This window comes from Priestia sp. FSL R5-0597 (assembly GCF_038006305.1).
GTDB classification, from domain to species: domain Bacteria; phylum Bacillota; class Bacilli; order Bacillales; family Bacillaceae_H; genus Priestia; species Priestia zanthoxyli.
The window spans coordinates 4,194,690-4,220,217 of the sequence record NZ_JBBOUZ010000001.1 but is presented as its reverse complement, the minus strand read 5'-3'; the positions used below and the strand labels follow the sequence as shown (position 1 = coordinate 4,220,217).

At 39.1% G+C, this 25,528-nt stretch carries 32 protein-coding genes; 25 read left to right on the top strand and 7 right to left on the bottom strand.

What is annotated here, in order from left to right; translation table 11 throughout:
* Window positions 1-36: 36 nt before the first annotated feature.
* Entirely contained in the window at window positions 37-1,395 is a 1,359-nt protein-coding gene (locus MKX72_RS22305) for an aspartate aminotransferase family protein (protein ID WP_028411565.1), read from the top strand.
* A gap of 68 nt (window positions 1,396-1,463) precedes the next feature.
* Window positions 1,464-2,393 carry a ribonuclease Z gene (rnz, locus tag MKX72_RS22300; protein WP_155007650.1) on the top strand — a complete coding sequence of 310 codons (930 nt, stop codon included), beginning with the start codon at window positions 1,464-1,466 and terminating at the stop codon, window positions 2,391-2,393.
* A 28-nt stretch (window positions 2,394-2,421) separates the two neighbouring features.
* Here the strand turns inward: rnz and namA are convergent, their stop codons facing one another.
* The gene (gene namA / locus MKX72_RS22295; RefSeq protein WP_028411563.1) at window positions 2,422-3,438 is read right to left on the bottom strand and encodes an NADPH dehydrogenase NamA; all 1,017 of its coding nucleotides are present in this window, start codon (window positions 3,436-3,438) and stop codon (window positions 2,422-2,424) included.
* A 137-nt stretch (window positions 3,439-3,575) separates the two neighbouring features.
* Window positions 3,576-4,424, bottom strand: coding sequence for a pyrroline-5-carboxylate reductase ProI (gene proI / locus MKX72_RS22290; RefSeq protein WP_155007651.1), 849 nt, complete (start codon window positions 4,422-4,424; stop codon window positions 3,576-3,578).
* A 268-nt stretch (window positions 4,425-4,692) separates the two neighbouring features.
* On the opposite strand from proI, the gene MKX72_RS22285 reads away from it, so the two are divergent.
* Together MKX72_RS22285 and MKX72_RS22280 are read left to right on the top strand one after the other, a co-directional pair.
* Window positions 4,693-5,649, top strand: coding sequence for an MBL fold metallo-hydrolase (locus MKX72_RS22285; RefSeq protein ID WP_028411561.1), 957 nt, complete (start codon window positions 4,693-4,695; stop codon window positions 5,647-5,649).
* A gap of 23 nt (window positions 5,650-5,672) precedes the next feature.
* Window positions 5,673-6,467 carry an SDR family NAD(P)-dependent oxidoreductase gene (locus MKX72_RS22280; protein WP_155007652.1) on the top strand — a complete coding sequence of 265 codons (795 nt, stop codon included), beginning with the start codon at window positions 5,673-5,675 and terminating at the stop codon, window positions 6,465-6,467.
* A gap of 72 nt (window positions 6,468-6,539) precedes the next feature.
* Here MKX72_RS22280 and MKX72_RS22275 read toward each other — a convergent pair whose 3' ends face one another.
* Window positions 6,540-6,755 carry a CDGSH iron-sulfur domain-containing protein gene (locus tag MKX72_RS22275; protein WP_028410691.1) on the bottom strand — a complete coding sequence of 72 codons (216 nt, stop codon included), beginning with the start codon at window positions 6,753-6,755 and terminating at the stop codon, window positions 6,540-6,542.
* 130 nt (window positions 6,756-6,885) lie between these two features.
* Between MKX72_RS22275 and MKX72_RS22270 the strand changes: the two genes are divergently transcribed.
* Window positions 6,886-7,224: an iron-sulfur cluster biosynthesis family protein gene (locus MKX72_RS22270; protein ID WP_028411559.1), complete on the top strand. Its 339-nt coding sequence runs from the start codon at window positions 6,886-6,888 to the stop codon at window positions 7,222-7,224.
* Here MKX72_RS22270 and MKX72_RS22265 read toward each other — a convergent pair.
* Together MKX72_RS22265 and MKX72_RS22260 are read right to left on the bottom strand one after the other, a co-directional pair.
* Window positions 7,221-8,132, bottom strand: a complete 912-nt coding sequence (locus MKX72_RS22265; protein WP_033579727.1) for an alpha/beta hydrolase — start codon at window positions 8,130-8,132, stop codon at window positions 7,221-7,223. The genes MKX72_RS22270 and MKX72_RS22265 overlap by 4 nt on opposite strands.
* 68 nt (window positions 8,133-8,200) lie before the next feature.
* Window positions 8,201-9,097, bottom strand: a complete 897-nt coding sequence (locus tag MKX72_RS22260; protein WP_028411557.1) for a hydroxymethylglutaryl-CoA lyase — start codon at window positions 9,095-9,097, stop codon at window positions 8,201-8,203.
* A 177-nt stretch (window positions 9,098-9,274) separates the two neighbouring features.
* Between MKX72_RS22260 and MKX72_RS22255 the strand changes: the two genes are divergently transcribed.
* From MKX72_RS22255 to MKX72_RS22240, 4 genes are all read left to right on the top strand, one after another.
* Complete coding sequence (locus MKX72_RS22255) at window positions 9,275-10,462, top strand: acetyl-CoA C-acetyltransferase (protein WP_028411556.1); 1,188 nt, start codon at window positions 9,275-9,277, stop codon at window positions 10,460-10,462.
* A gap of 238 nt (window positions 10,463-10,700) precedes the next feature.
* Window positions 10,701-11,390, top strand: a complete 690-nt coding sequence (locus MKX72_RS22250) for a CoA transferase subunit A (RefSeq protein ID WP_028411555.1) — start codon at window positions 10,701-10,703, stop codon at window positions 11,388-11,390.
* A gap of 20 nt (window positions 11,391-11,410) precedes the next feature.
* A complete protein-coding gene (locus tag MKX72_RS22245; RefSeq protein ID WP_028411554.1) occupies window positions 11,411-12,079 on the top strand; it encodes a CoA transferase subunit B in 669 nt (222 codons plus the stop codon).
* Between the two features lie 64 nt (window positions 12,080-12,143).
* Window positions 12,144-12,392, top strand: a complete 249-nt coding sequence (locus MKX72_RS22240; protein WP_033579729.1) for a YqkE family protein — start codon at window positions 12,144-12,146, stop codon at window positions 12,390-12,392.
* Between the two features lie 27 nt (window positions 12,393-12,419).
* Here MKX72_RS22240 and MKX72_RS22235 read toward each other — a convergent pair whose 3' ends face one another.
* Both MKX72_RS22235 and mciZ read right to left on the bottom strand, forming a co-directional pair.
* A complete protein-coding gene (locus MKX72_RS22235; protein ID WP_028411552.1) occupies window positions 12,420-13,337 on the bottom strand; it encodes an aldo/keto reductase in 918 nt (305 codons plus the stop codon).
* 93 nt (window positions 13,338-13,430) lie between these two features.
* Window positions 13,431-13,598 (bottom strand): Z-ring formation inhibitor MciZ, encoded by a 168-nt coding sequence (gene mciZ / locus MKX72_RS22230; RefSeq protein ID WP_033579730.1) that lies wholly within the window; start codon window positions 13,596-13,598, stop codon window positions 13,431-13,433.
* 71 nt (window positions 13,599-13,669) lie between these two features.
* Between mciZ and MKX72_RS22225 the strand changes: the two genes are divergently transcribed.
* From MKX72_RS22225 to spoVAE, 16 genes are all read left to right on the top strand, one after another.
* Window positions 13,670-14,221 carry an NUDIX hydrolase gene (locus MKX72_RS22225; RefSeq protein ID WP_028411551.1) on the top strand — a complete coding sequence of 184 codons (552 nt, stop codon included), beginning with the start codon at window positions 13,670-13,672 and terminating at the stop codon, window positions 14,219-14,221.
* Between the two features lie 534 nt (window positions 14,222-14,755).
* A complete protein-coding gene (gene spoIIM / locus MKX72_RS22220; protein WP_014458293.1) occupies window positions 14,756-15,400 on the top strand; it encodes a stage II sporulation protein M in 645 nt (214 codons plus the stop codon).
* Window positions 15,401-15,512: 112 nt separating this feature from the next.
* On the top strand, window positions 15,513-15,965 hold the full coding sequence (gene fur, locus MKX72_RS22215) for a ferric iron uptake transcriptional regulator (protein ID WP_013059082.1): 453 nt from the start codon (window positions 15,513-15,515) through the stop codon (window positions 15,963-15,965).
* 195 nt (window positions 15,966-16,160) lie between these two features.
* Window positions 16,161-16,388: a YqzK family protein gene (locus MKX72_RS22210; protein ID WP_013059081.1), complete on the top strand. Its 228-nt coding sequence runs from the start codon at window positions 16,161-16,163 to the stop codon at window positions 16,386-16,388.
* Window positions 16,389-16,394: 6 nt separating this feature from the next.
* Entirely contained in the window at window positions 16,395-17,288 is an 894-nt protein-coding gene (gene xerD, locus MKX72_RS22205; protein ID WP_028411550.1) for a site-specific tyrosine recombinase XerD, read from the top strand.
* A gap of 197 nt (window positions 17,289-17,485) precedes the next feature.
* Window positions 17,486-18,667: a phosphopentomutase gene (deoB, locus tag MKX72_RS22200; protein WP_028411549.1), complete on the top strand. Its 1,182-nt coding sequence runs from the start codon at window positions 17,486-17,488 to the stop codon at window positions 18,665-18,667.
* 16 nt (window positions 18,668-18,683) lie between these two features.
* Entirely contained in the window at window positions 18,684-19,514 is an 831-nt protein-coding gene (locus tag MKX72_RS22195) for a purine-nucleoside phosphorylase (RefSeq protein WP_028411548.1), read from the top strand.
* Between the two features lie 116 nt (window positions 19,515-19,630).
* Window positions 19,631-20,797 (top strand): D-alanyl-D-alanine carboxypeptidase family protein, encoded by a 1,167-nt coding sequence (locus MKX72_RS22190; RefSeq protein ID WP_033579732.1) that lies wholly within the window; start codon window positions 19,631-19,633, stop codon window positions 20,795-20,797.
* Window positions 20,798-20,899: 102 nt separating this feature from the next.
* A complete protein-coding gene (gene spoIIAA, locus MKX72_RS22185; protein WP_014458299.1) occupies window positions 20,900-21,250 on the top strand; it encodes an anti-sigma F factor antagonist in 351 nt (116 codons plus the stop codon).
* The gene (gene spoIIAB, locus MKX72_RS22180) at window positions 21,250-21,693 is read left to right on the top strand and encodes an anti-sigma F factor (protein ID WP_013084935.1); all 444 of its coding nucleotides are present in this window, start codon (window positions 21,250-21,252) and stop codon (window positions 21,691-21,693) included. The genes spoIIAA and spoIIAB overlap by 1 nt, the downstream gene beginning before the upstream one ends.
* 12 nt (window positions 21,694-21,705) lie before the next feature.
* Window positions 21,706-22,467: an RNA polymerase sporulation sigma factor SigF gene (sigF, locus tag MKX72_RS22175; RefSeq protein WP_013059074.1), complete on the top strand. Its 762-nt coding sequence runs from the start codon at window positions 21,706-21,708 to the stop codon at window positions 22,465-22,467.
* A gap of 161 nt (window positions 22,468-22,628) precedes the next feature.
* Entirely contained in the window at window positions 22,629-23,249 is a 621-nt protein-coding gene (locus MKX72_RS22170; protein WP_028411546.1) for a stage V sporulation protein AA, read from the top strand.
* On the top strand, window positions 23,239-23,661 hold the full coding sequence (locus MKX72_RS22165; protein WP_014458301.1) for a stage V sporulation protein AB: 423 nt from the start codon (window positions 23,239-23,241) through the stop codon (window positions 23,659-23,661). The genes MKX72_RS22170 and MKX72_RS22165 overlap by 11 nt, the downstream gene beginning before the upstream one ends.
* Window positions 23,662-23,679: 18 nt before the next feature.
* Window positions 23,680-24,141, top strand: coding sequence for a stage V sporulation protein AC (spoVAC, locus tag MKX72_RS22160; protein ID WP_028411545.1), 462 nt, complete (start codon window positions 23,680-23,682; stop codon window positions 24,139-24,141).
* Between the two features lie 13 nt (window positions 24,142-24,154).
* Window positions 24,155-25,186: a stage V sporulation protein AD gene (gene spoVAD, locus MKX72_RS22155; RefSeq protein ID WP_155007653.1), complete on the top strand. Its 1,032-nt coding sequence runs from the start codon at window positions 24,155-24,157 to the stop codon at window positions 25,184-25,186.
* Entirely contained in the window at window positions 25,174-25,524 is a 351-nt protein-coding gene (spoVAE, locus tag MKX72_RS22150; protein ID WP_013059069.1) for a stage V sporulation protein AE, read from the top strand. Before spoVAD ends, spoVAE begins: the two co-directional genes overlap by 13 nt.
* Window positions 25,525-25,528: the final 4 nt, after the last annotated feature.

The following is a 25,528-nucleotide window of genomic DNA, read 5'->3' as shown; positions in this document are numbered from 1 at the left end:
AAAAAATACCGCGCTAGCGATTTGGGAGTGGATAAGATGGTACAGGTCAGTCAAAATGAAAAAGATCTGCGTGCAAAAGATGAGCAGTATGTATGGCATGGAATGAAACCATACAGTCCGGATGCAACGATGGTAGCTACAAAAGCAAAAGGTGCTTGGATTACAGATGAACAAGGAAATCGCTATTTAGATGCAATGGCAGGGCTTTGGTGTGTAAATACCGGGTATGGACGGGATGAGTTAGCGCTCGCAGCCTATGAGCAGCTAAAAGAACTGGCTTATTTTCCGCTCACTCAATCTCACGTACCTGCTATCAAACTAGCAGAGAAGCTAAATGAAATGCTAGGTGATGATTATGTTATCTTCTTTTCAAATAGCGGATCTGAAGCAAATGAAACGGCTTTTAAAATTGTGCGTCAATACCATCAGCAAAAAGGAGAGCATTCTCGCTACAAATTTATTTCGCGTTACCGAGGGTATCACGGAAATTCAATGGGCGCACTAGCAGCAACGGGCCAAGCTCAGCGTAAATATAAATATGAACCGCTTGCTCCTGGCTTTATTCACGTTGCGCCGCCTGATTCATACCGAGGGCAAGATGACTACCATGCGCCAAAAGAAGAGCTTCAATCTGTAAAAGATATTGACAATGTCATGACGTGGGAGCTAAGCGAAACGATTGCCGCTGTTATTATGGAGCCAATTATTACAGGTGGAGGAATTCTTTTACCGCCTCAAAATTATATGAAAGGCGTAAAAGAAACGTGTGAAAAACACGGTGCACTTCTAATTGTAGATGAAGTTATTTGCGGCTTTGGACGTACAGGAGAAGCCTTTGGTTTTATGAACTATGATGTAAAACCAGATATCATTACCATGGCAAAAGGAATTACAAGCGCATATCTTCCGCTCTCGGCAACTGCTGTTAAAAAAGAAATCTATGAAGCGTTCAAAGATAGCGATCAGTACGAGTATTTTCGCCACGTTAATACATTTGGAGGAAGCCCGGCTGCGTGTGCACTGGCATTAAAGAATTTAGAAATTATGGAAAGAGAAAATCTGTTTGATCGTTCTAAACAGCTCGGGGCTTACGTATTAAGTGAGCTAACGCCGCTTATTGATAGCCACCCATACGTTGGAGATGTAAGAGGTAAAGGGCTTTTAATCGGAATTGAACTTGTAGCTGATAAGCAAACGAAGGAACCGCTAGACGTTAATCTTGTAAATGAAGTGATTGCTAAATGTAAAAGCAAAGGAGTCATTATTGGGAAAAATGGAGCAACGGTAGCCGGCTATAATAATGTTCTCACGCTCTCGCCGCCGCTCAACATTGAGGAAAGTGATATTGAGCTGTTATTAGCTACTATTACGTATGCGCTTGACAGCATCAAATAGGTAAGTTTGCAAAAAGCCTGTATAATATACTTACAGGCTTTTTGTGCGTGTGAAGGAGGAAGTAGAAAATGGAATTGTTATTTTTAGGAACGGGTGCAGGAGTACCAGCAAAACAGCGGAATGTTTCATCTCTTGCGCTCGAACTTTTGCAAGAAAGAGGGGCGGTGTGGCTTTTTGATTGCGGAGAAGCAACGCAGCATCAAATTTTACATACAACCGTTAAACCGAGACGAATTGAGAAAATTTTTATTACGCACCTTCACGGTGATCATATTTATGGCTTACCTGGACTCCTTGGAAGCCGTTCGTTTCAAGGCGGAGAATCGCTGCTTACTGTATACGGGCCAAAAGGAATTAAAGAATTTATTGAAGTCACGCTTGCTGTAAGTCAAACTCATCTGCAATATCCTCTAGAGGTTGTTGAAATAGAAGAGGAAAGTGAAAGTGGAACGATTTTTGAAGATGAAACTTTTTCAGTGGAGTTTGGCAAACTTGAACATGGCATTTTATCTTATGGATATCGCGTTGTCGAAAAAGATTTGCCAGGGTCACTGGACGTTCAGCGTTTAAGAGAAATGAATATTCCCCCAGGGCCTCATTATCAGCAGTTAAAAGAAGGGAAAGAAGTAGTATTAAAAGATGGGCGTCTAATCAATGGACAAGAGTTTGTAGGAGAACCTAAAAAAGGGAAGGTCATCACGGTTTTAGGAGATACAAGAAGGTGCACGCAAAGTGTTCAGCTTGCTATGCATGCGAATGTGTTAATCCATGAAGCTACGTTTGCAGCGGGAGACGAGGAGCTTGCTTACAACTATTTTCATTCTACTGCAAAAGAAGCCGCTGAAACTGCTAAAACAGCATCGGCCGAGCGTCTTATTTTATCTCATATCAGTTCGCGTTACCAAGGAGACGCAGTCAGCCAGTTAGCAGAAGGAGCAAAAGAAATTTTTCCGAATACCGATATAGCAGAAGACTTAAAAAGGTTTACGATTTCATAAAAAAAGACGAGGATATCCTCGTCTTTTTTTACCATCCGCGTTCGTACTGAACGGGTGCTGAAAGTGTTTCATTTAATTCTTTTGCCGCCGTGCGCGGGAAGTACGGATCGCGCAGAAGTTCGCGCGCAACAAAAATTAAATCAGCGCGTTCGCTTTGTAAAACCTCTTCAGCTTGTCGTCCAGTTGTAATTAATCCAACTGCGCCTGTATCAATATTTGCCTGCTGCTTAATTTTATCTGCAAACGGAACTTGATAGCCAGGGTATACGTTAATTGGAGCATGTACAAGAGCACCGGAACTAACGTCAATTAAGTCGACGCCTTGTTCTTTCATCCATTTTGCAAATACAACGTGATCATCGACTGTTAATCCGCCTTCTGTATAGTCAGAAGCAGAAACACGGACAAATAAAGGACCGTCCCACTCTGTTTTCACAGCGTCAATAATTTCCTTTAAGAAACGATAGCGGTTTTCTGCGCTGCCGCCATATTCGTCGCTGCGTTTATTGCTTAGCGGTGATAGGAATTGATGTACTAAATAACCGTGTGCCGCGTGAAGCTCGATAATATCAAATCCAGCTTCCTTTGAGCGTCGAGCGCTTTCTTTAAAGGCAGAAATCGTTTCATGAATTTGTTCTGTGGTCATTTCCACAGGTTTTTTACTTTTATCATCAAAAGCAATCGCAGAAGGAGCATAAATATCGCCTTCAACAGTTGCTTTACGTCCTGCGTGTGCAAGTTGAATGGCCGTTTTTGCACCGTTTTCTTTTAGCTGTGTCACAAGTTTTGTTAATCCATCTCTTTGCTCATCATTCCAAATCCCTAAGTCTTGAGCTGAAATACGACCTTGTGGGACGACAGCTGAGGCTTCAACCATAATGAGACCTACTTGTCCAACCGCGCGAGTTGTGTAGTGAACCATATGAAAGTCGGTTACTACTCCGTCTTCTTTTTCGCATGAATACATGCACATTGGTGACATTACAATTCGGTTTTTTAATGTTACGTCTTTCACTGTATAAGGTGAAAATAGTTTTGTTGTCATTCGGTTTAACCTCCAATTATTTCGATACTCTAAACAAAAGTTATTATATCACCGCATTGAAATATCTTTCACATAATCTGCTTATCCATTTTTAATCATAAAAAAACCTCTTTCTTTTTTTAGAAAGAGGTGAACCTTTACGAACGTTTACTCGAGATTTTTTCGTCAATCGTATCTCCTAAATATTTAGAGCGAATGGTAGCTTGTTCAATACACTGCATCATCGCTTCTTGGAAGTTATGAGAAATAAGCTGTTCGATTCCTGCTTCTGTTGTACCGCCAGGACTCATAACTTCTTTTCGAAGTACGGCCGGTGTTTTAGGTGACTGTTTCAGCATTTCTGCAGCACCGATAAGCGTTTGAAGAATTAGTTCATTTGACACTGACGTATCCAAGCCTTGTTTTTCAGCTGCTTTTTCCATTGCTTCTACTAGATAATAGACATACGCTGGGCCGCTTCCAGATAGTCCTGTTACAGCGTGAAGCTGCTCTTCATCTACAGTTGTAACCGTACCAATCGTTTCAAATAAAGCAGTAGTAACGTTCATATGCTCCGCTGTAGCAAACTTCCCGGGTGCAATGGCTGTAGCCGATAATCCAATAGAAGCAGATGTATTTGGCATAGCTCTTACAACCGTTACTTCTTGGTCAAACAAGTTTACAATTGTGGCAGTCGATACACCCGCTAAAACAGAGAGAACGAGGTGATGGGGACGAATATAGGACTTAATCGTATTGATGCTTTCGGCTACGTCTTTTGGTTTAATAGCAAGCACGACGATATCGCTTTTTTCTATTAACAAGGCATGATTACGCGTAATGTTAATTCCATAGGCGTTTCGAAGTTCGTGAAGTCTTTTATCATTGCTATGATTTGTTACGGTGATTTGATTGGGGCGAAGCTTTTTATCTGACAGCAGCCCTGAGATCATGGCTTCAGCCATTGATCCAGCTCCAATAAAGGCGATGTTTAAATCCGTTTTCATTAAAATTTCCTCCAGTCATTTGCTATCCAATGAAAACAGATACTGAAATTTCAGTATCTGTTAAAGGTTTGTGTTTGTGTATCTCTTCTTTATAAAATGCATAGTTATCTAAAGATATGAATAAAACTTCACTATATTTCTGTCATTATGCAATGAAAAAGAGAGGGATGTCAATGTAATTTTCAGAAAACGAAAGCAATTGTATAAATAAGGGGAAAAATCGTGTAAACTTAAAAGAAAATGCGATGGTAAAGGAGCAAAAATACAGATGAATGAGCAATTGTATAAAATTGTGCTGCCTACTCCTTTTGCGGTAGGAGATGTGAATGTTTTTGTTATAAAAGGTCAGACCGTTACGCTAATCGATGCTGGTATTAAAACGGAGGCAGCGTGGTCTGTATTTAAAGAAAAGCTTAATGAAATAGGATTAAAACCAGATGATATTAAACAAGTTGTCCTAACTCATCACCATCCTGATCACGTAGGAATGCTTGATTTTTTTGATAAAGATATCGCCATAGTCGGTCATGCGAAAAATCAGCCTTGGATCTCTCAGAATCCGGATTTTTTTGAGTGGTACGATGCGTTTTTTGAAGATCACTTTATGAAAGCGGGCGTAGATGAAAGATTTCGCCCCTATTTAAAACGTTTAAAAGCATCAATGAAGTATTCATGTCACCGTTCTCTTACGACTTCTGTGCAGGAAGGAGATTACATTCCGGGCCTAGAGAGTTGGAAAGTGCTTGAAGTGCCCGGTCATGCTCAAAGCCATATTGCATTATACAATGAAAAAACAGCGGTTATGATTGGAGGAGATTTGCTGTTAAAGCATATTTCATCTAATCCGCTTATTGAACCTCCTATGAAACCAAGCGGCGAGCGGCCTAAAACGCTTCTTCAATATAATCATTCGTTAAGACGTCTGCTTGACTTAGAGATAAGCTGTATCTATACAGGTCATGGAGATGAAGTATTACATGTCCGTGAACTTGTACAAGAGAGGTTACAAAAGCAAAGCGACCGAGCGGATAAAGTGCTTAGCATGATAAAAGAACGCCCTCAAACAGCGTTTGATATTTGCAAACAGCTATTTCCTACTATTTATGAAAAAGAACTAGGGCTAACTCTTTCTGAAACAATTGGTCAGCTCGATTTTTTAGAAGATGCAAATAAAATCAGTACACATGAAAAGGAAAGTACGCTTATTTATTCTGTGTGCTCTTAACTTACAAAAAAGGTGTGTTATATTTGAAATCCTCGTTAAAGAACCAACATGTCGTGATTACAGGCGCTTCAGGAGGTCTTGGAGAACATTTAGCTTATGAAGTGGCCAAAAGAGGGGGCTTCCCCGTTTTACTTGCACGTACAGAAGAAAAGCTGCAGCGAGTAGCTGAGCAAATTAATCAAAAGTATGGGATTACCTCTTACATATATAAAGCTGACGTAGCGAACGTAGAGGAAGTCAGAAGTGTTGTTCAGAAAATGATAAGTGAAATTAAGCGTGTTGATGTGCTGATTAATAATGCAGGCTTTGGTGTATTTGAAGAAGTGAAAGAAGCATCCATTTCGACAATTGCATCAATGTTTCAAGTCAATGTTATTGGATTAATTGCATGTACACAAGAAATTTTAGCTTATATGCTAAAAGAAAACAAAGGACATATTATTAACATTGCTTCTCAAGCAGGCAAACTGGCAACGCCTAAATCCAGTGGCTATTCAGCTTCTAAACATGCCGTGCTAGGGTTTACCAACAGCCTGCGAATGGAATTAGCAAAAACGGATATCTATGTAACCGCAGTGAATCCAGGTCCTATTCAAACCAACTTTTTTTCAATAGCGGATCAGTCAGGAAACTATGAAAAAAGTGTAGAAAAGTTTATGTTAACACCTCAATACGTAGCTGAAAAAACGGTCAATATTATTGGGAAACCAAAACGAGAAGTCAACTTGCCTAAGTGGATGAACATGGGTTCGAAGGTGTATCAGCTTGCCCCGGGGCTCGTAGAAAAATTGGCAGGGGATGCGTTTAATAGAAAATAACCTGTGCTTTAATCACAGGTTATCAATGTTTTCGTTAATGCTTTCGTTCAGTAAAGCTGTATTTCTATGAATCTACTGCTCGTCTAAAACTTTTGCAGCGCGCACACAAGAGTCGAATTTTCCTTTATGATTTCCGTCGCAAAAGGGCATCTTTTGCGACTGGCCACATCGGCATAGTGAAAATGTCGGCTTTGTTTCAAATTTATTGCCGTCTGCATCAATTAATTCAACGTCTCCAGTGACACGGAAAGAACCGTTATCCATTACTTTAATTTGTACTTTTGACATAGAAAAACCTCCTTTTTGTACACACCTATATGAAGCGCCAGAGTTTAATGAAAGCAAGATGTGTATTATACTCATTATATAAGCAATTTTCGTTTGTTTATACAATTAGTTTAAAAGGAGTTAAAGGAAAATGAATATTACCTTTACAGATAAAGCAATAACAAAAATACAAGAAAAGTACGGAAAAGATTCTTCACTATATTTAAAATTGAAATACGATACGGATGGATGCGGCTGTGTGGTGAGCGGTGTAACGACGCTATGGATTGTTGATGAAAAAGAGAGCGATGATGTGACCATCGAGACGAATTTTGTTCCCGTTCTTGTCGAAAAAACAAAGCAAGTATTTCTAGATGATAATATGACGGTTGACTACAATGAAAGTGCATATGCGTTTATGCTAAAATGTCCTTCTCAAATTTTAAATCCGCGCATGTCATTCATCGATAAAACAAAAGAAGCGCTTTAATGCGCTTCTTTTTGTATTTTTTCTAAAAATGATTCAATAACTTGTTCATATTCCCCTGGATTATCAGCATACGAGCGGGCATGAGTGCCTACAGGTGCCAAATACATCCGTTTTGCACCCATTTTTTTGGCATGCAGCTGCTCCGTCATTTTAGGAAGAATATAGTCATCTTCTTTACTATGGATAAACAGAACAGGATGTTTTATTTGATCTACGACTGAAATGGGGGATACGTCTTTAAATGAATAGCCTTCTCGCCATTTTAAAATAATATTGGCTGCTGGCATCACAAGCTGTTTGGGCAGATGGAAATCTTGTTTTAAGCGATAGGCAAGAAGTTCTTCCAAGTCTGAAAAAGGGCAGTCGACAATATAAAAATCAGCTCCGTCTTCCATTCCAGCATACAAAAGAGTGGTCGCAGCTCCCATAGACTCCCCGTGAATCCCAAGGGAAATAGTTGAACCGAATTGTTCTTTTACCCAGTGAACAACAGATTGAAGGTCCAGCTTTTCATAATAGCCGTAGCTCGTTGTTTTCCCTTCAGACTTGCCGTGACGGCGATGATCATAAAGAACGACGTTCCATCCAAGCTTCAGAAAAAGCCGAGCATATTTCATAGAATTCAGTGAATGAACTGTGACTCCATGCGAAAGAATCATAAATCGGTTGTGATCGTGTTGTTTAATAACGGTCCCAGCTATGTTATAGCCTAGAGAAGAAGGAAGTACAAATGCTTCTTTAGGAAGAGTGCTATAGACTTTCTCATCATAAAAGCCATCTTCCGTATCGCGGTCAATAATAACTTTGTCGGTCTTTTTACGGATGTACATCATTTGATTTGTAAAAAAGATGCCAAGAGCGGCAAATGCTCCGAGAACGCTTCCTACTAATAATAGCCATTTTTTCATGATTAGCGGCTCCTTTTGTTAATATAGCTATTAGTTATTATAGCATCGCTCTCATAAAAACCTAATTTTTAACGCTGTGCAAATAAAGAGTATTGCTTGCTTTCAATCGGTCTTGAAATGTAAGGAGCGATAAAATCGACCGCTTCGAGCAGCTTTTCTTCATTAATAGAAGTGGAAATACCCATTTCATGAAGCATAAAGACAAGATCTTCGGTAGCTACGTTTCCCGTTGCTCCCTTAGCAAATGGACATCCTCCTAGCCCGCCAGCGGATGAATCGAACCTGTTAATACCGGCTTGCAGAGCTGCATAGATATTTGCAATAGCCAATCCTCTCGTATCGTGAAAGTGCGCAGCAAGTAGCGTGTGGGAAAAACTTTGTTTTAATTTCGAGAAAAGTGAAAATACATCTTTAGGATTTGCCATGCCAATTGTATCGGCAACGCTTAGCTCATCTACTCCAGCTTCCACAAAGCTTTCGCAAAGGCTCAGCACGTCACGTTCATTTATTTTTCCTTCATATGGGCAATAAAAGGCGGTGGAAATGCAGGTGCGAATAAAACATTCTTGCTGCTTAAGCTGCTGAATGAGAGGAAGCAGCGTTTGGACAGCTTCTTCGGTGTTTTTGTTAATATTTTTTTGATTAAAAGTATCGCTTACGCCAATAAAAAGCGCAACCGAGCGGCAATCAGCTTGCAGTGCCTTTTCCAAGCCTTTTTGATTCGGCACCAGTACAATGTTTCGGCATGTATCAGGCTGGAATATAGGTGCGATAGTAGAAGCATCTTTCATTTGAGGAACCCATTTTGGAGAAACAAAGGATGTAATTTCGATTTCAGATAGTCCAGCTTCTTTTAATTTTTTGATAAAATTAATTTTTTTATCAGTTGGAACAAAATTTTTTTCATTTTGAAGTCCATCTCGTGGACCAACTTCTATAATTGTTACTTTTTCAGGAAATCCCATAAACCGCTCTCCTCCCACGATGTAAACGCTTACTAATATTTATTTTAATTCTAAAAAATTAAAATTCAATAAAAATTATAAATTTTTACAAAAAAAGAGGAATTTCGCAAGCGATGTCGAAATTAATACAAGTGACAGTTAATCACAGTAATCAAACAGTAAGGAGAGGTTTTCGACATGGGTCAAACAGAAGTAGTCATTGTAAGCGCTGTACGTACAGCAATCGGCAGCTTTGGGGGAAGCTTACAAAATGTATCCGCAACAACTTTAGGTGGTACTGTAATCAAAGAAGCTTTAAACAAAGCAGGGGTATCAGCAAACGAAGTAGATGAAGTTATTATGGGAAATGTCTTACAAGCAGGTTTAGGACAAAATCCAGCACGACAAGCAACTTTAGCAGCAGGGTTACCTGAAACTGTTTCAGCATTAACCATCAATAAAGTATGCGGATCAGGACTAAAAGCAGTACATCTCGCTACACAGGCGATTCTTGCTGGGGATGCTGATGTGATTGTTGCTGGTGGAATGGAAAACATGAGCCAAGCACCATACCTATTAAAAAATGCACGCAACGGGTTTAAAATGGGCGATCAAAAAGTAGTCGACAGCATGATCCAAGATGGATTATGGTGTGCATTTAACGACTACCATATGGGCGTTACAGCTGAAAACCTGTGTGATAAATATGAAATTACTCGCGACGAACAAGATGCATTTGCAGCTTCAAGTCAGCAAAAAGCAGAAGCAGCTATTCAATCTGGCCGTTTCGCAGATGAAATTGTGCCAGTAGAAGTGCCTGGAAGAAAAGGCCAAGTAACAATTTTTGAACAAGATGAGTTCCCACGCGCAGGCACAACGGCTGAAAGTCTAGGAAAGCTACGTCCAGCTTTCAAAAAAGACGGTTCAGTAACAGCTGGTAATGCATCTGGTATCAATGACGGTGCAGCTGCAGTAGTGGTAATGAGCCGTAAAAAAGCAGACGAGTTAGGCCTAACACCATTAGTGTCTATTAAAGCTAATGCAACTGCTGGAGTAGACCCAAGCATTATGGGAATCGGTCCTGTAAGCGCAGTGAAAAAGGCGCTTGAAAGAGCTGCTGTTTCATTAGAAGACGTTCAACTAGTAGAAGCAAACGAAGCATTCGCTGCACAGTCAATCGCTGTGGATCGTGAACTTCAATTTAACCATGATATTTTAAATGTAAACGGTGGAGCAATTGCGCTTGGACATCCTATTGGTGCAAGTGGTACACGTGTCCTGGTTTCACTTATTCATGAAATGCAAAAACGCGACGCAAAACTTGGTTTAGCAACGTTATGTATTGGCGGAGGCCAAGGTGTTGCAACAATCGTTGAACGTCCTTAATTTTTGATATAGCTTTAACAAACATTAAAGCTATATCACAACGCCACAGATTCCAAACATACTGCTTTGGAACTCGTGGCGTTTTTGTTTTTCTTTGAATTTTGTCTACTAATATAACTTTTTTGACAAAAAAATGATTAAATTATAATTTTTAGTTATATATATATTTAAAAAGAAATAAAAATCTTTTATAATAGATTAGAAAGCGTTTTCAAAAATAACGAAGGGGTGGTTATGTATGAAACAAGTACATACGTCGTTTAAAGAAGCGGTGAAAGATATTCACGACGGTGCTACGATGATGGTCGGTGGTTTTGGTTTATGTGGAATTCCGGAGAATTTGATTTTAGCGTTAGTTGAAACAGGGGTAAAAGATTTAACCGTAATTTCAAATAACTGCGGCGTAGACGACTGGGGACTTGGACTGCTTCTGAAAAACAAACAAATTAAAAAGATGATTGGCTCTTACGTGGGAGAAAATAAAGAGTTTGAAAGACAAGTATTGTCAGGAGAAATTGAAGTAGAATTGCTACCTCAAGGCACGCTAGCTGAAAAGATTCGCGCCGGCGGAGCGGGCATACCTGCATTTTATACACCAGCGGGAGTGGGAACACCCATTGCTGAAGGAAAAGAAGTTCGTGTGTTTGATGGGAAAGAATATTTACTAGAAGAGGCGTTAAAAGCTGATTTTAGTTTGGTTAGAGCTTGGAAAGCCGATCATATGGGGAATTTAGTGTATAACAAGACAGCGCGCAATTTCAGCCCAATGATTGCAGCAGCAGGAAAAGTGACGATAGCAGAAGTAGAGGAACTTCATCCAACAGGTTCACTTGATCCAAATATTATCCACACACCTAGTGTATATGTTCAATCGTTAATTATTGGTGAACAAGAAAAACGTATTGAGCGTTTAACCGTTCAAAAATAACAAAAGGGGAGAGATTTTTCATGATTGAAAACGGCGTGAACGTGAGAGAGCGAATTGCAAAACGTGCTGAAAAAGAAATTTTGGACGGATTTTATGTAAACCTTGGAATTGGTATTCCAACGCTTGTGGCTAATCATATCTCAGATAATAAAACGGTTGTGCTTCAGTCCGAAAACGGTCTGTTAGGCATTGGACCATATCCGAAAGAAGGAGAAGTAGATCCTGATTTAATTAATGCAGGCAAAGAAACCGTAACGGCGACAAAAGGGGCTTCTTACTTCGACAGTGCTGAATCGTTTGGCATGATTCGCGGAGGGCATATTAATATTGCGATTTTAGGAGGCATGGAAGTCTCAAAAACTGGTGACTTAGCTAACTGGATGATTCCTGGAAAAATGATTAAAGGAATGGGCGGTGCAATGGATTTAGTTCATGGAGCGCAGCGCATCATTGTTATTATGGAACATGTGACGAGAAAAGACCAACCTAAAATCTTAAATGAGTGCACCCTCCCTCTGACAGGAAAAGGGGTAGTAGATCGTATTATTACAGATCGAGCGGTCATTGACATTACGGCAGAAGGCCTAAAACTTGTCGAAGTAGCGAAAGGCTATACGGTAGAAGATATTCAACAGTCTACAGAGCCAACTTTAATCATTGATGAACATGTAAAACTAGATGCATTTTGATTTTTGGTAACAAAAGCAAGAATATGATACAATATCTCTCAATTAAAGTAGCGGGGGAATTGTGATGGCTAAAAAAAAGCAAAAACAATCAGCACAAAAACAAAATGATCAGCTTAGTATCAAAGATCAGCTAAATGATAGCTTATTAAAACAGCTTCAGGCTAAAAAACAGGCGCTTTCTTTAAAAGAAGAAGAGCAGAAAGAAACAGAACGTAAAGAAGCTGCTCGAATTCGAAAAGAAAAAGAAAAAAATAAATCGTTTGAAGAACTGTTAAATGAAAGTGATATGAACTGGTCCGAATTTAAAAAATAAAAGCGCCGATAAAGGCGCTTTTATTTTTTAACGATGAGCTTCATATTGATTTGCTTTAAAAATCGAGTGCAGTTTGTTAACTTCAGTAGGCTGTAGGGGGGAGGTCTCGACAGCCTTTACGTTTTCACGAAGCTGTGAAGAAGAGCTTGCTCCTGCTACAACTGAGGCTACCGTAGGATTAGCTAAACAGTATTGAAGTGCAGTTGAATTCAGAGAGTGATTTGGTCGTACGTGACGAAATGCTTCAATCGTTTTTGATAATTCCGTACCGCTATAGTCTAAGTATCCCTTACCTTCGAATGCAGCAAGCTTTTGCTCTCCTTTTTCGGTTAGCAGCCCTTTGGCTACTGGACCTCTGGCTACAACGCTAATGCCGTTATCGTGCAAAAGGGGAAGTGCACTTTCTTCAGGACGTCTGTCTAACAAGCTATATTGCATCATGACACTGACAATAGAAGAGTTTTGCACATACTCTCGAATCACATTCGGCCGGATAGATGAAATACCATAGTAGCGAATGACGCCTTCTTGTTTTAATTCTTCAAATGCTTCAATCGTTTCTTCAATATTGTCTTCAACAGTCCCTCCGTGCAGTTGATATAAATCGATGTAATCTGTTTGAAGCCGGCGCAGGCTTTCTTTTACTTCATCTTTTATGTAAGCTTTAGACGGATCCCACGTCCAGCTGTCTTTTGCATCATTCCAGCGATTTCCTACTTTTGTGGCTAAAACAATATCATGTCTGCGGTTTTTTAAAGCTTGTCCCACAAACTCCTCGTTTAAGCCAAAGTCATATAAATCTGCTGTATCAAAATAATTAATGCCATATTCCAGAGCTTCATCAATCATATTGACAGCGTGTTTCTGTTCCGTGCCAAGAGACATGCATCCTAAACCTAATGTACTGACCAGCAAATCTGAAGTACCTAAGCGTCTTTTTTCCATATATGCCACTCCTTATTTTTTACTTGTTTCTATCTATTGTAGCGCTATGATAGAGAGAAACTCAAATAAGAAGATTAAAAAACTGCAGCACAATTAGTGTCTGCAGTCTGCTTGTTGTTTGTAAGAATTAAAATTTTGAGAGATAGCGTTCGTCCACTCATCAACATACTGAAATTGTTCGCCGTATTCTTTTAACTTTTGCTTAATTTCCCATGCTTTACCGACTAAAATGATTTGCTTCTCGTGAACATAAACTTTCATTTTTTCTACCTCCCAAGATTCGTATGATAGAATATATGTAAGAGTCAAAAAAATAGAACGAGGTGGAGAAAATGGATCATTTAACAGAAAAAATGCGGTCTTCTGAAAAGCTGTTTGGAGGCAGAGTGATTGATTTGTACTTAGAAGAAGTAGAGCTTCCGAACGGAAAAACGAGTACAAGAGAAGTAGTTAAGCATCCTGGAGCTGTCGCTGTCATTGCGTTAACAAGCGATCATAAAATGGTTATGGTCAAACAGTATCGCAGACCGATGGATCGTATTTTAGTGGAAATTCCAGCCGGCAAGCTGGAAAAAGGAGAAGAGCCGATTGTAACGGCAAAACGTGAGTTAGAAGAAGAAACGGGCTATACAACAGATTCCCTTAGCCATATTATTTCTTTTTACACATCGCCAGGTTTTGCAGATGAGTTGGTTCACGTTTATTTAGCAGAAGATTTAAAAGTGATGACCACCAAAGCGGAATTGGACGAAGATGAATTTGTTGAAGTGATGGAAGTTACTGTAGATGAGGCCCTTACTCTTATTCAAAACAAAGAAATTTACGATGCAAAAACAGCATATGCTGTGCAGTACTTACAGTTAAAAAGCGGATTAGGAGAGTAAGAGAGTTTTTTCTTTTACATACGTACGGCAATCTAGCAATTTAGAGGTTTACATTGAAACGTCATTTGATGTGAGAAAAAACAGGCATGCGCGTATCTCTAGCTTAAAAAATGTGTGACAACCATATATTAGTTGAAGAAAAATCCGAACGATAAATAGAGATTCTTGATTTAGAATCAAATTCGTTCGGATTTTTTTTAAGTTGATGGTGAACGTAGCTTTCATTTATGTAGTTGGTTCTAGCGGTTGATTGGAGGTCAAGGCGAAGACTCCTGTGGGAAAAGCGGAATAGGTGAGACCCCGCAGGAGCGTACGCGACGAGGAGGCTCACCGGCCGCCCGCGGAAAGCGAAGCCTTGCATGAAAATCAACAGCGGTGTCACAAGCTATCCATACTATCTCATTTGTTCTTATTTAGATTAGATTAATTTCATTATGTCTTAATCTCTTTTTTATGTGATAGATTTAAAAGATTCTTGGCATAGTTTTTGTACTCTATCATACACTCTATTAAGCGATTAATAGGAGGAAGACGATGAGAAAAAAACAATTGCCATTATCGTATGCAAGACATTTTCAAGAAAACAGTTCTATTTATTTATTTGTAACCGTGCTGTTTTTAATGGGAATCATTTTTGGGGCTATTGTTGTAAATAGTTTGACGCTTGATCAAAAAGAAGACCTGTACTTCTATTTAAACCGGTTTTTCGGACAGGTAAAGAGTGGGGAAGTAGCAAGCAGCGTTGAAATGTTTCAGCAAAGTTTTTTTCACAATGTTAAATACTTAGGGCTCATTTGGATACTAGGAATTGCTATTATTGGTTTGCCTGTAGTGTTAATTCTGCTGTTTTTAAAAGGAATGGTGATTGGTTTTACCGTAGGCTTTTTAGTCAATCAAATGGGACTCTCTGGGTTTGCGCTATCTTTTGTATCTGTTATGCCGCAAAATATCTTTCTCATACCGGCATTTCTGATTCTGTCTGCAGCTTCAGTTGCCTTTTCTTTGAAGCTCGTGCGGCAGCAGTTTTTTAAAAAAGCAGCGGAGCCTATTTCTGCATCCTTTTTACGCTATAGCGGCACGATGATTGCAATGGTATGCTTGGTTGCCTGTGCAGCTACAGTTGAAGCTTATGTATCACCTACTTTAATGAAAAGTGTAATGGCTCTATTAAATAAGTAAGAATAAGTATTAAATAAAAAGAATTCTTTTTTCTTATTAAGAATAACTTTATTTTGACACCCTCGACACATCTGATATAATGGATTAGTGAATGGCGAGGGAGGGAATAATTATGGAAAGTCGAATTGAGCGAATTAAGCAGCAGTTGCACTCAGCTAGCTATAAATTGACACCTCAACGTGAGGCGACTGTAAGAGTACTTCTTGAACATGAAGAGGATCATTTAAGTGCCGAAGATGTATATCTCCTCGTCAAGGAAAAGTCTCCGGAAATTGGATTGGCAACTGTTTATCGTACGTTAGAATTGTTAACTGAACTTAAAATTGTTGATAAAATAAACTTTGGCGATGGCGTTTCTCGCTACGATTTAAGACAAGAAGGAGCCGCACACTTTCATCATCACCTTGTGTGTATGGAATGTGGATCTGTGGACGAAATTCAAGAAGATTTGCTTGAAGACGTTGAAGAAATTGTGGAAAAGCAATGGAATTTTAAAATTAAAGATCACCGCTTGACATTTCATGGCATTTGCCATCGCTGTCAGGATAAAGAAGACAAGCAGTAAAAGCCTTTTCCATAATGGAGAAGGTTTTTTGTTGTACATAAATAGAAAAAATAAAGAGGTTACAAGCTATATGGTTTTATAGAAAGAAAGGAAATGACAAGGAGAGAACTCAGCGTATAAAGGCAAGAAACATGTATAAAACCTGTCCCAATTGGCATATCTTCTAATAGAATCAAAAATTGGAGGAATTGTTTCATGAAATCATGGGCTGAAATGGTATATAATACATGTAAAGTATTTATCTTATTTACCGGGTTTACTCTTTTGTTTTATTTTGGAATGATATGGGTATCTCAAGAGTATCAAAATTATAAACGTTATGATGAGCCGTCGGGTTCAGCAGTTAAGGTCATGCAAGCAAGTGTGAACAAAGATCAGACGTGGCTGGAGCGTTTATTTATGTTTTATCAAAACGGGGAGTAGAGGCTATTGAATGATCAAATTCAAGATTTTATTCATTATTTAGTAGTAGAGCGGGGACTGGCGAAAAATACGATTGATTCGTATGAACGAGATTTAAAAAAGTATGCTCAATATTTAGAGCATGTAGAGCAGCTGAAATCATTTAATGAAGTAACAAGACTCCACATCGTTAATTTTCTGAAATATTTAAGTGATCAGCAAAAATCATCTAAAACGATTGCGAGACATGTAGCTTCAACTAGATCTTTTCATCAATTCTTACTAAGGGAAAAAGCAGCGGATACAGATCCATCCGTTCATATTGATACTCCGCAGCTTGAGCGCAAGCTGCCAAAAGTGCTAAATGCAGAGGAAGTAGAGGCGCTGTTAAATGTGTTTGATACTTCGACGCCTTTTGGCATACGAGACAAAGCGATGCTTGAATTGCTTTATGCTACTGGAATTCGTGTATCTGAACTCGTTAACTTAAATATTGATGATGCACATTTGACGATGGGATTTATTCGGTGTATCGGAAAAGGGAATAAAGAAAGAATTGTCCCCATCGGAAGGTTGGCAACAGAGGCGATTGAAGAGTACTTACAGCATGGCCGGAGTATTTTAACAAAGCAAAAGGAACAGGACAAAGCACTTTTTGTTAATCATCATGGAAGGCGCTTGACAAGGCAGGGGTTTTGGAAAATATTAAAAAAGTTAGCTTCTGAAGCAAAAATTGAAAAAGAATTAACTCCACATACGTTACGGCATTCGTTTGCTACTCATTTGTTAGAGAACGGCGCGGATTTGAGAGCTGTTCAAGAAATGCTCGGGCATGCGGATATTTCGACCACTCAAATTTATACACATGTCACAAAAGCGCGTTTAAAAGATGTATACAATCAGTTTCACCCGCGAGCGTAGGAAGATCCCAATGTCCAGTAAGTTCATAGACATTGGTTTTTTTGATTGAAAACACTTTCATTCCTGTGTACAAAAAAATAAAAAGCGTCTATACTAATAGAGAGGTCAGACTTCTGACCAATAAGAGAAGATGGTTAAATTATTTCCAAACGGGAATTTTATAGAGAATAAATAAATTGATATTTGGAGGGAATAAAATGGCGCATACATATAAACGCGTATTTTTAGTTGTCATGGATTCAGTAGGTATCGGTGAATCACCGGATGCTGAAAAATACAATGATAAAGGTGCCGATACGTTTGGTCATATTGCAGAACACTGCAACGGTCTTCATATGCCTAATATGGCTAAGCTTGGTCTAAGCAATATCCGTGAAATTAAAGGAATTGATAAAGCCGAAAAACCGTTGGCTTATTATACAAAAATGCAGGAAGCTTCTGCCGGAAAAGATACAATGACAGGTCATTGGGAAATTATGGGTCTTAATATTGATACGCCTTTTAATGTGTTTCCAGACGGATTTCCAGAAGAGCTGATTTCACAATTAGAAGAAAAAACAGGCCGTAAAATTATTGGAAACAAACCAGCATCTGGTACAGAAATTTTAGATGAGCTAGGAAAACAGCATATGGAAACAGGTGACTTAATCGTCTATACATCAGCGGATTCTGTTTTGCAAATTGCTGCTCATGAAGAAATTGTTCCAATTGATGAATTGTACAAAATTTGTGAGATTGCTCGTGAATTAACGCTTGATGATCCATATATGATTGGACGTGTTATCGCTCGCCCGTTTTTAGGTGAACCAGGTAACTTCACTCGTACATCCAATCGTCATGACTATGCATTAAAGCCTTTTGGACGTACAGTAATGAATGAATTAAAAGACAATGACATCGATGTTATTGCTATCGGTAAAATTTCTGATATTTACGACGGAGAAGGGGTCACAAAATCTCTTCGTACCAAGTCGAATATGGACGGCATGGATAAGCTAGTTGATACATTAAACATGGACTTCACAGGCTTAAGCTTCTTAAATTTAGTTGATTTTGATGCTCTCTATGGCCATCGCCGCGATCCACAAGGATATGGGCAAGCGCTTGAAGAATATGATGCACGCTTGGAAGAAGTATTTGATTTATTAAAAGAAGATGATTTATTGATTATTACAGCGGATCATGGAAATGACCCTGTTCATCATGGGACAGACCATACGCGTGAATACGTGCCGCTTCTTGTGTACAATAAAGGCATGAAAGAAGGAAAAGAACTTTCTATTCGTCAAACGTTTGCGGATATTGGCGCAACGGTAGCAGAAAATTTTGGCGTAGCAATGCCTAAGCATGGAAAAAGTTTTTTACAAGAGCTGAATTAAGCAGGGGGAATGGAGTATGAAAAAAGAATATATTGAAAAAGCAGCAGCATATATTAAAAATCAATCAGCTGTTACACCAACCATTGGGCTTATTTTAGGTTCTGGGCTAGGGGTATTAGCTGACGAAATTGAAGGCGCGGTAAAAATTCCGTACAACGACATTCCTGAGTTCCCGGTTTCAACAGTTGAAGGTCACGCAGGTCAATTAGTAATAGGTACTATTCATGACGTACCGGTTGTAGCTATGCAAGGACGTTTTCACTTTTATGAAGGGTACGCCCTTGATAAAGTAACATTTCCAGTGCGCGTAATGAAAGAAATCGGTGTAGAAACGTTGATTGTAACGAATGCAGCAGGCGGAGTAAACGAATCCTTTAATCCAGGAGACTTAATGATTATTTCTGATCATATTAATAACTTTGGAACGAACCCTTTGATTGGACCTAATGACTCTGATTTTGGCGTAAGATTCCCGGATATGTCAACTGCTTACTGCAAGGACCTTCGTCAATTAGCGAAGAAAGTAGGAGCTGATTTAAATATCGCCTTACAAGAAGGTGTATATGTAGGAAATACAGGTCCAACATATGAAACGCCTGCTGAAGTACGAATGCTTCGCATTATCGGGGGAGACGCGGTCGGTATGTCTACAGTACCAGAAGTTATTGTAGCACGCCATGCAGGTATGAAAGTACTGGGTATTTCTTGTATTTCTAATATGGCAGCTGGTATTTTAGATCAGCCGTTAAATCATGAAGAAGTGATTGAAACGACTGAAAAAGTAAAACAGCAGTTTTTATCGCTTGTAAAAGAAGTAGTAAAGCAACTTCCAGCTGATCAAAAATAAGAAGAAAATATGACTTCAAGCATCGAGAATTTCTCGATGCTTTTTTTATTTCGTTTAGTATAAATCGATTATACCTTGGAAAAAATAGGTTGTATAAAGAATGGAGGTTTGTGGAGATGAAGCGAACTATTGTAAAGTTACTCGTTGTCATATTTTTATTTCCACTTATGACGCAACCTGTTTTAGCCGCAGAAAAAAAGAGTTCTGAGCTTGCTGACAGTGCTAGGTCAGCTATTTTAATTGAACGGGATACAGGAAAAATTCTATACGAAAAAAATAGTAATCAAGAACTTCCCCCTGCCAGTATGACTAAAATTATGACAATGATTTTAATTATGGAGGCTTTGGATAAAGGGAAAATTACCTTAAAAGATAAAGTGCGAGCAAGTGAATATGCCGCTTCAATGGGAGGCTCACAAATCTTTTTAGAGCCCGGAGAAGAAATGACGGTAAATGATTTGCTAAAAGGGATTGCGATAGGTTCTGGTAACGATGCTTCTATGGCAATGGCTGAATATTTAGCTGGATCAGAAGAAAAATTTGTAGCAAAGATGAACCAAAAAGCGAAAGAGCTTGGTTTGACTCATACAAAATTTCAAAATCCGACAGGCCTGCCTGTAGAAAATCACTATAGTACAGCTCATGATATGGCCATGATGGGCAGAGAGCTACTAAAGTATGAAAAAATTATTAACTATACAAGTAAATACGAAGCTTATTTACGCACGGATACAGATAAGAAGTTTTGGTTAGTAAATACGAATCGTTTAGTGAAGTTTTATCCCGGGGTTGATGGACTCAAAACGGGATTTACAGGTCAAGCTAAGTATTGCCTGACAGCTACCGCTAAAAAGGGAAATATGCGTGTGTTAGCGGTTGTATTCGGTGCAAGCACGCCAAAAGATCGCAATAATCAAGTAACCAAAATGTTAGACTACGCATTCAGTCAATATACAACGAAGCCTTTATACAAAAAAGGAGACGTTATTGCCAAGATAGATGTAAACAAGGGTAGTGAAGATCAGGTAACAGCCGTTACGTCAGAGCCTATTTCTGTTTTATTGAAAAAAGGAAATGCAGCCAAAGATGTTAAAACAGAAGTGAAAATGAACGAGAAGTTAAATGCGCCTATTCAAAAAGGCGACAAAATTGGAACGTTGACCATTAAGAAGGATAACAAAGTAATGAGTTCTTCACCGCTTCTTGCAAAAGAAGATATCGATGCTGCTTCTTGGTGGAAGCTATTTAAACGTACGTTCTCTATTTTCTCTCAAACATCTTAAACAGCTAAATGTGACGAAATAGAACTAGTTTTGTCGGTGAGAAGGATTCTATTCTGTTGGCAGCGAAAGATTGACTATAAGATTTCCGAGGAGGTTTGTATAGTGAGTCTTTCAATTGAACTGGAATTCAAACAAGATGTCTTGTTGGTTCGATTAACAGGAGAATTAGATCATCATACGGCAGAAGAGCTAAGAAGCAAAATCACCCAAGCGATAGAGAAGGAATCTATCAGCCATTTGATTTTAAATCTACAGCATTTAACCTTTATGGACAGCTCTGGCTTGGGGGTTATTTTAGGGAGATACAAACAAGTTCATAATAACGGTGGGGAAATGGTTGTATGCGCTATTTCTCCCGCTGTAGAACGTTTGTTTAATATGTCAGGCTTATTTAAAATTATTCGTTTTGAACCTAATGAAGAAAACGCGCTTCAAAAATTGGGGGTGGCATAATGAAAAATCAAATGAACCTCCAATTTTCCGCGCTTAGTCAAAATGAATCGTTTGCCCGTGTCACGGTAGCATCATTTATTACACAGTTAGATCCAACAATGGATGAGTTAACAGAAATTAAAACAGTCGTATCTGAAGCAGTAACAAATGCTATTATTCACGGCTACGAAAGCAATCCGGATGGTGTGGTATATATTTCTGTGACGCTTCATGAAGACGGTGTAGTGGAGCTGATGATTCGTGATGAAGGAATTGGTATCGATAACGTGGATGAAGCAAAGCAGCCTTTATACACAACGAAACCAGATCTAGAACGCTCTGGAATGGGTTTCACCATAATGGAAAACTTTATGGACGAAATTCGAGTAGAGTCTACTGTATTAGAAGGTACGACCTTATATTTAAAAAAGCACTTAACAAATAGTAAAGCGCTATGTAATTAAGGAGACTTGCCAATGGATGTGGAGGTCAAAAAAAATAAAAACGAACCGTATTTAAAGGATCATGAAGTTAAAGACCTCATCAAGCGCAGTCAGCAAGGTGATCAAATTGCACGAGATACAATCGTCCAAAAAAATATGCGGCTCGTTTGGTCGGTTGTTCAACGTTTTATTAACCGTGGTTATGAGCCCGATGATTTATTTCAAATTGGATGTATAGGACTATTAAAGTCCGTTGATAAATTTGACCTATCGTATGATGTTAAATTTTCAACATATGCTGTTCCGATGATTATTGGTGAAATTCAGCGGTTTATTCGTGATGATGGCACGGTAAAGGTTAGCCGTTCTCTGAAAGAAATGAGCAATAAAATACGTAAAGCAAAAGATGAGCTTTCCAAATTGCTTGGACGCGTCCCTACAGTCGCTGAGGTTGCAGAACATTTGGATCTCACTCCTGAAGAAGTAGTGCTGGCTCAAGAAGCTAATCGTGCTCCTTCGTCTATTCACGAGACCGTCTATGAAAATGATGGAGATCCAATTACCCTTCTTGACCAAATTGCTGATCATACGGAAGCGAAGTGGTTTGATAAAATTGCATTAAAAGAAGCAATTGAAGAACTTGATGAGCGTGAAAAGCTCATTGTCTATTTGAGGTATTACAAAGATCAAACTCAGTCCGAAGTGGCCGCAAGGCTGGGAATTTCTCAGGTTCAGGTATCGAGGCTTGAGAAGAAAATCTTAAAACAAATGAAGCTGCATATGAATGACACGTAATACTTAAGAAGCAATCCGTTTTGCTATTCAAAGAAGAATAGTGAAACGGATTGCTTTTTTTATTTGGTAATTAATGGTCTGTTCAGAAACGTGAATTAGAAAATTTAAGAAAATCCATACTACACGTACAGGGAGATAATGAATCGTAAGGTGTGATATGAATGGAAAACGTTCTTTATCTTAAAATGAGGCATCGTATTCAAGTAAAACCTGATGAAGCTGTAAATATTGGACAATTAGCAATGGTTATAGCAGGAGATTCTGTTCAAAAGCAAATTGAAAAGCTAATTGTCTATCAAGTAAGTATGAGTGATCGAAATATTATCATTGTTGATTTAATGAAGGTAATTGAAAAAGTTGCCTCTCAGTATCCGCACTTAGACATTCAGACGATTGGACCCGCTCAAACAATTGTAGAGGTCGTGTATAAAAAGAGACAATATTCCTTTTTGTTTTTTCTAGCTGTTTGGTTTCTTCTCTTCATCGGAGCTGCTTTAGCAATTATGAACTTTCACGAAGATGTGAGTATGAGACAAGTACATCAAAAATTGTTCTATATGCTGACCGGTCTGAGAGATAAGCAGCCTTTGCTGATTCAAGTACCTTACTCTATCGGTTTAGGGTTGGGAATGATTCTGTTTTTTAACCACGTCTTTAGAAAACGAATTAATGAAGAGCCTAGTCCTCTCGAAGTCGAAATGTTTAATTACCAGCAAGACTTAGATCAATACGTCATTATGCACGAGAATAAAGAAAGTATGAAAAAAATTGATGATCATTAACATTGTGATGACCATTGTAATTGGACTTGCGGGAGGATTGGCTGCAGGTGCTGGATTTGTAGCATTTTTAACGGTGCTGGGCATTATTCCGCGTTTGATGCAGCTGACCAAAACCATGAAATACATTCAAGCATATGAGTGGGGAGTCGTAGGTGGTGCCGTTACAGGCGGTTGGTGCAGTCTTCATCAATACACGTGGCAGTTTCCTGCGGTGCTTATTATGATCATAGGTCTAACGAGCGGTATTTTTATTGGGATGCTGGCAGCAGCGTTAACAGAAGTGCTTAATGTATTGCCGACGTTAACGAAACGAATAGGAATGGAAGGCAAGCTTATTTTATTGTTAATGGCCATTGTACTAGGCAAAGTATGCGGGTCATTATTTCATTGGATTTATTTTGTTAATCAATAAGAAAAGGATGTATGTAACATGGCAAATAATCAAAAATTAAAAGATAACTATCAAGAAAGCATTAAACCATTTCAGCCTAAACCTTCATATGTGGCAAATTGCCTAAAGGCCTTTTTGGTAGGGGGAATCATTTGTACATTAGGACAGGCAATTCAAAATTTCTATATTGCATTTTTTGACTTTAATGAAAAAAATGCAGGTAATCCTACCGTCGCAACCCTTATTTTAATATCTGCGCTCTTAACCGGGTTTGGGATATATGATCGTATTGGTCAATTCGCAGGTGCAGGTTCAGCCGTTCCTGTTACGGGTTTTGCCAATTCCATGACGAGTGCAGCGCTTGAACATCGAAGTGAAGGAATTGTTCTCGGCGTTGCGACCAACATGTTCAAGCTGGCTGGAAACGTCATTGTATTTGGAACGGTTTCGGCTTACGTTGTAGGAATCATTCGCTACCTTTTTAAAACTTATTTGCTATGAAAAGAGGGGGATTATGAGAAAAACTGGAAAGCAAACGTGGGTTTATGAAAATCCTATTTACATTAATGCTACAGGAACAGCAGTAGGGCCAAAAGAAGCAGATGGACCGTTGGGAGAAACATTTGATATTACACATAAAGATTTGCACTGTGAAGAAGACAACTGGGAGTTAGCTGAAAGAAGACTGATGACGGAGTCCATTGACTCCTGCTTGCAAAAAATAAATTTATCCTATGAAGACATTGATTTGTTTTTGGCTGGAGATTTATTAAATCAAAACGTAACGGCTAATTTTGTAGCTCGACATAACCAAATTCCATTTCTATGCATGTTTGGCGCTTGCTCCACATCAATGGAAACGCTGGCAACAGGGGCAGCTCTTGTGGATGCGGGATTTGCTAATCGTGTTATTGCATCAGCGAGCAGTCATAACGCAACCGCTGAGCGCCAATTTCGAAATCCTACCGAGTACGGAGGACAAAAACCAGATACGGCAACGGCAACTATTACGGGAGCAGGGGCAGCGCTAGTCTCGAAAGAAAAAGGTATTGTGCGTCTCACGTCTGCAACGGTTGGGCGTGTAATGGATTATGGGATTAAAAACGCAAACGATATGGGTTCTGCTATGGCACCAGCTGCTGCAGATACCATTCAAAGGCATTTGGAAGACTTAAACGTCGCGCCAAGCGAGTATGATCTTATTTTAACAGGAGATTTATCTGGTGTAGGCAGTCCAATTTTAAAACAGCTGCTCAAGGACGAAGGCTACGATATATCAACCAATCATAATGATTGCGGATTGATGGTATATCGCCCCGACCAAAATGTATTTGCAGGAGGAAGCGGCTGCGGCTGCTCGGCTATTGTCACGTATGGTCATATTTTAAATGAATTAAAATCGGGAAACTTAAAGAAAGTGTTTATGGTGGCAACAGGAGCTCTTTTAAGTCCAACGATGATTCAGCAAAAAGAGTCAATTCCAACAATTGCTCATGGCGTCGTCTTAGAACATATTGGGGAGGGGGATGATCAATGGAGTATGTAATAGCTTTTGCTGTAGGAGGAATCATTTGCGTTATTGGGCAGCTGCTGCTGGATCTTGCTAAACTTACTCCAGCGCATGTTATGAGTTCGTTTGTAGTTGCGGGAGCGATTTTAGATGGATTTGGTCTTTATGATAAGTTGATTGAATTTGCTGGCGCCGGAGCGACGGTTCCAATTACAAGCTTTGGTCATTCCTTGCTGCACGGAGCGATGAAGCAAGCAGATGACCATGGATTTATCGGGATTGGGATTGGGATTTTTGAACTTACCTCCGCTGGAATTTCAGCAGCTATTTTATTTGCTTTTATTATCGCGTTAATCTTTAAACCGAAAGGATAAAAGA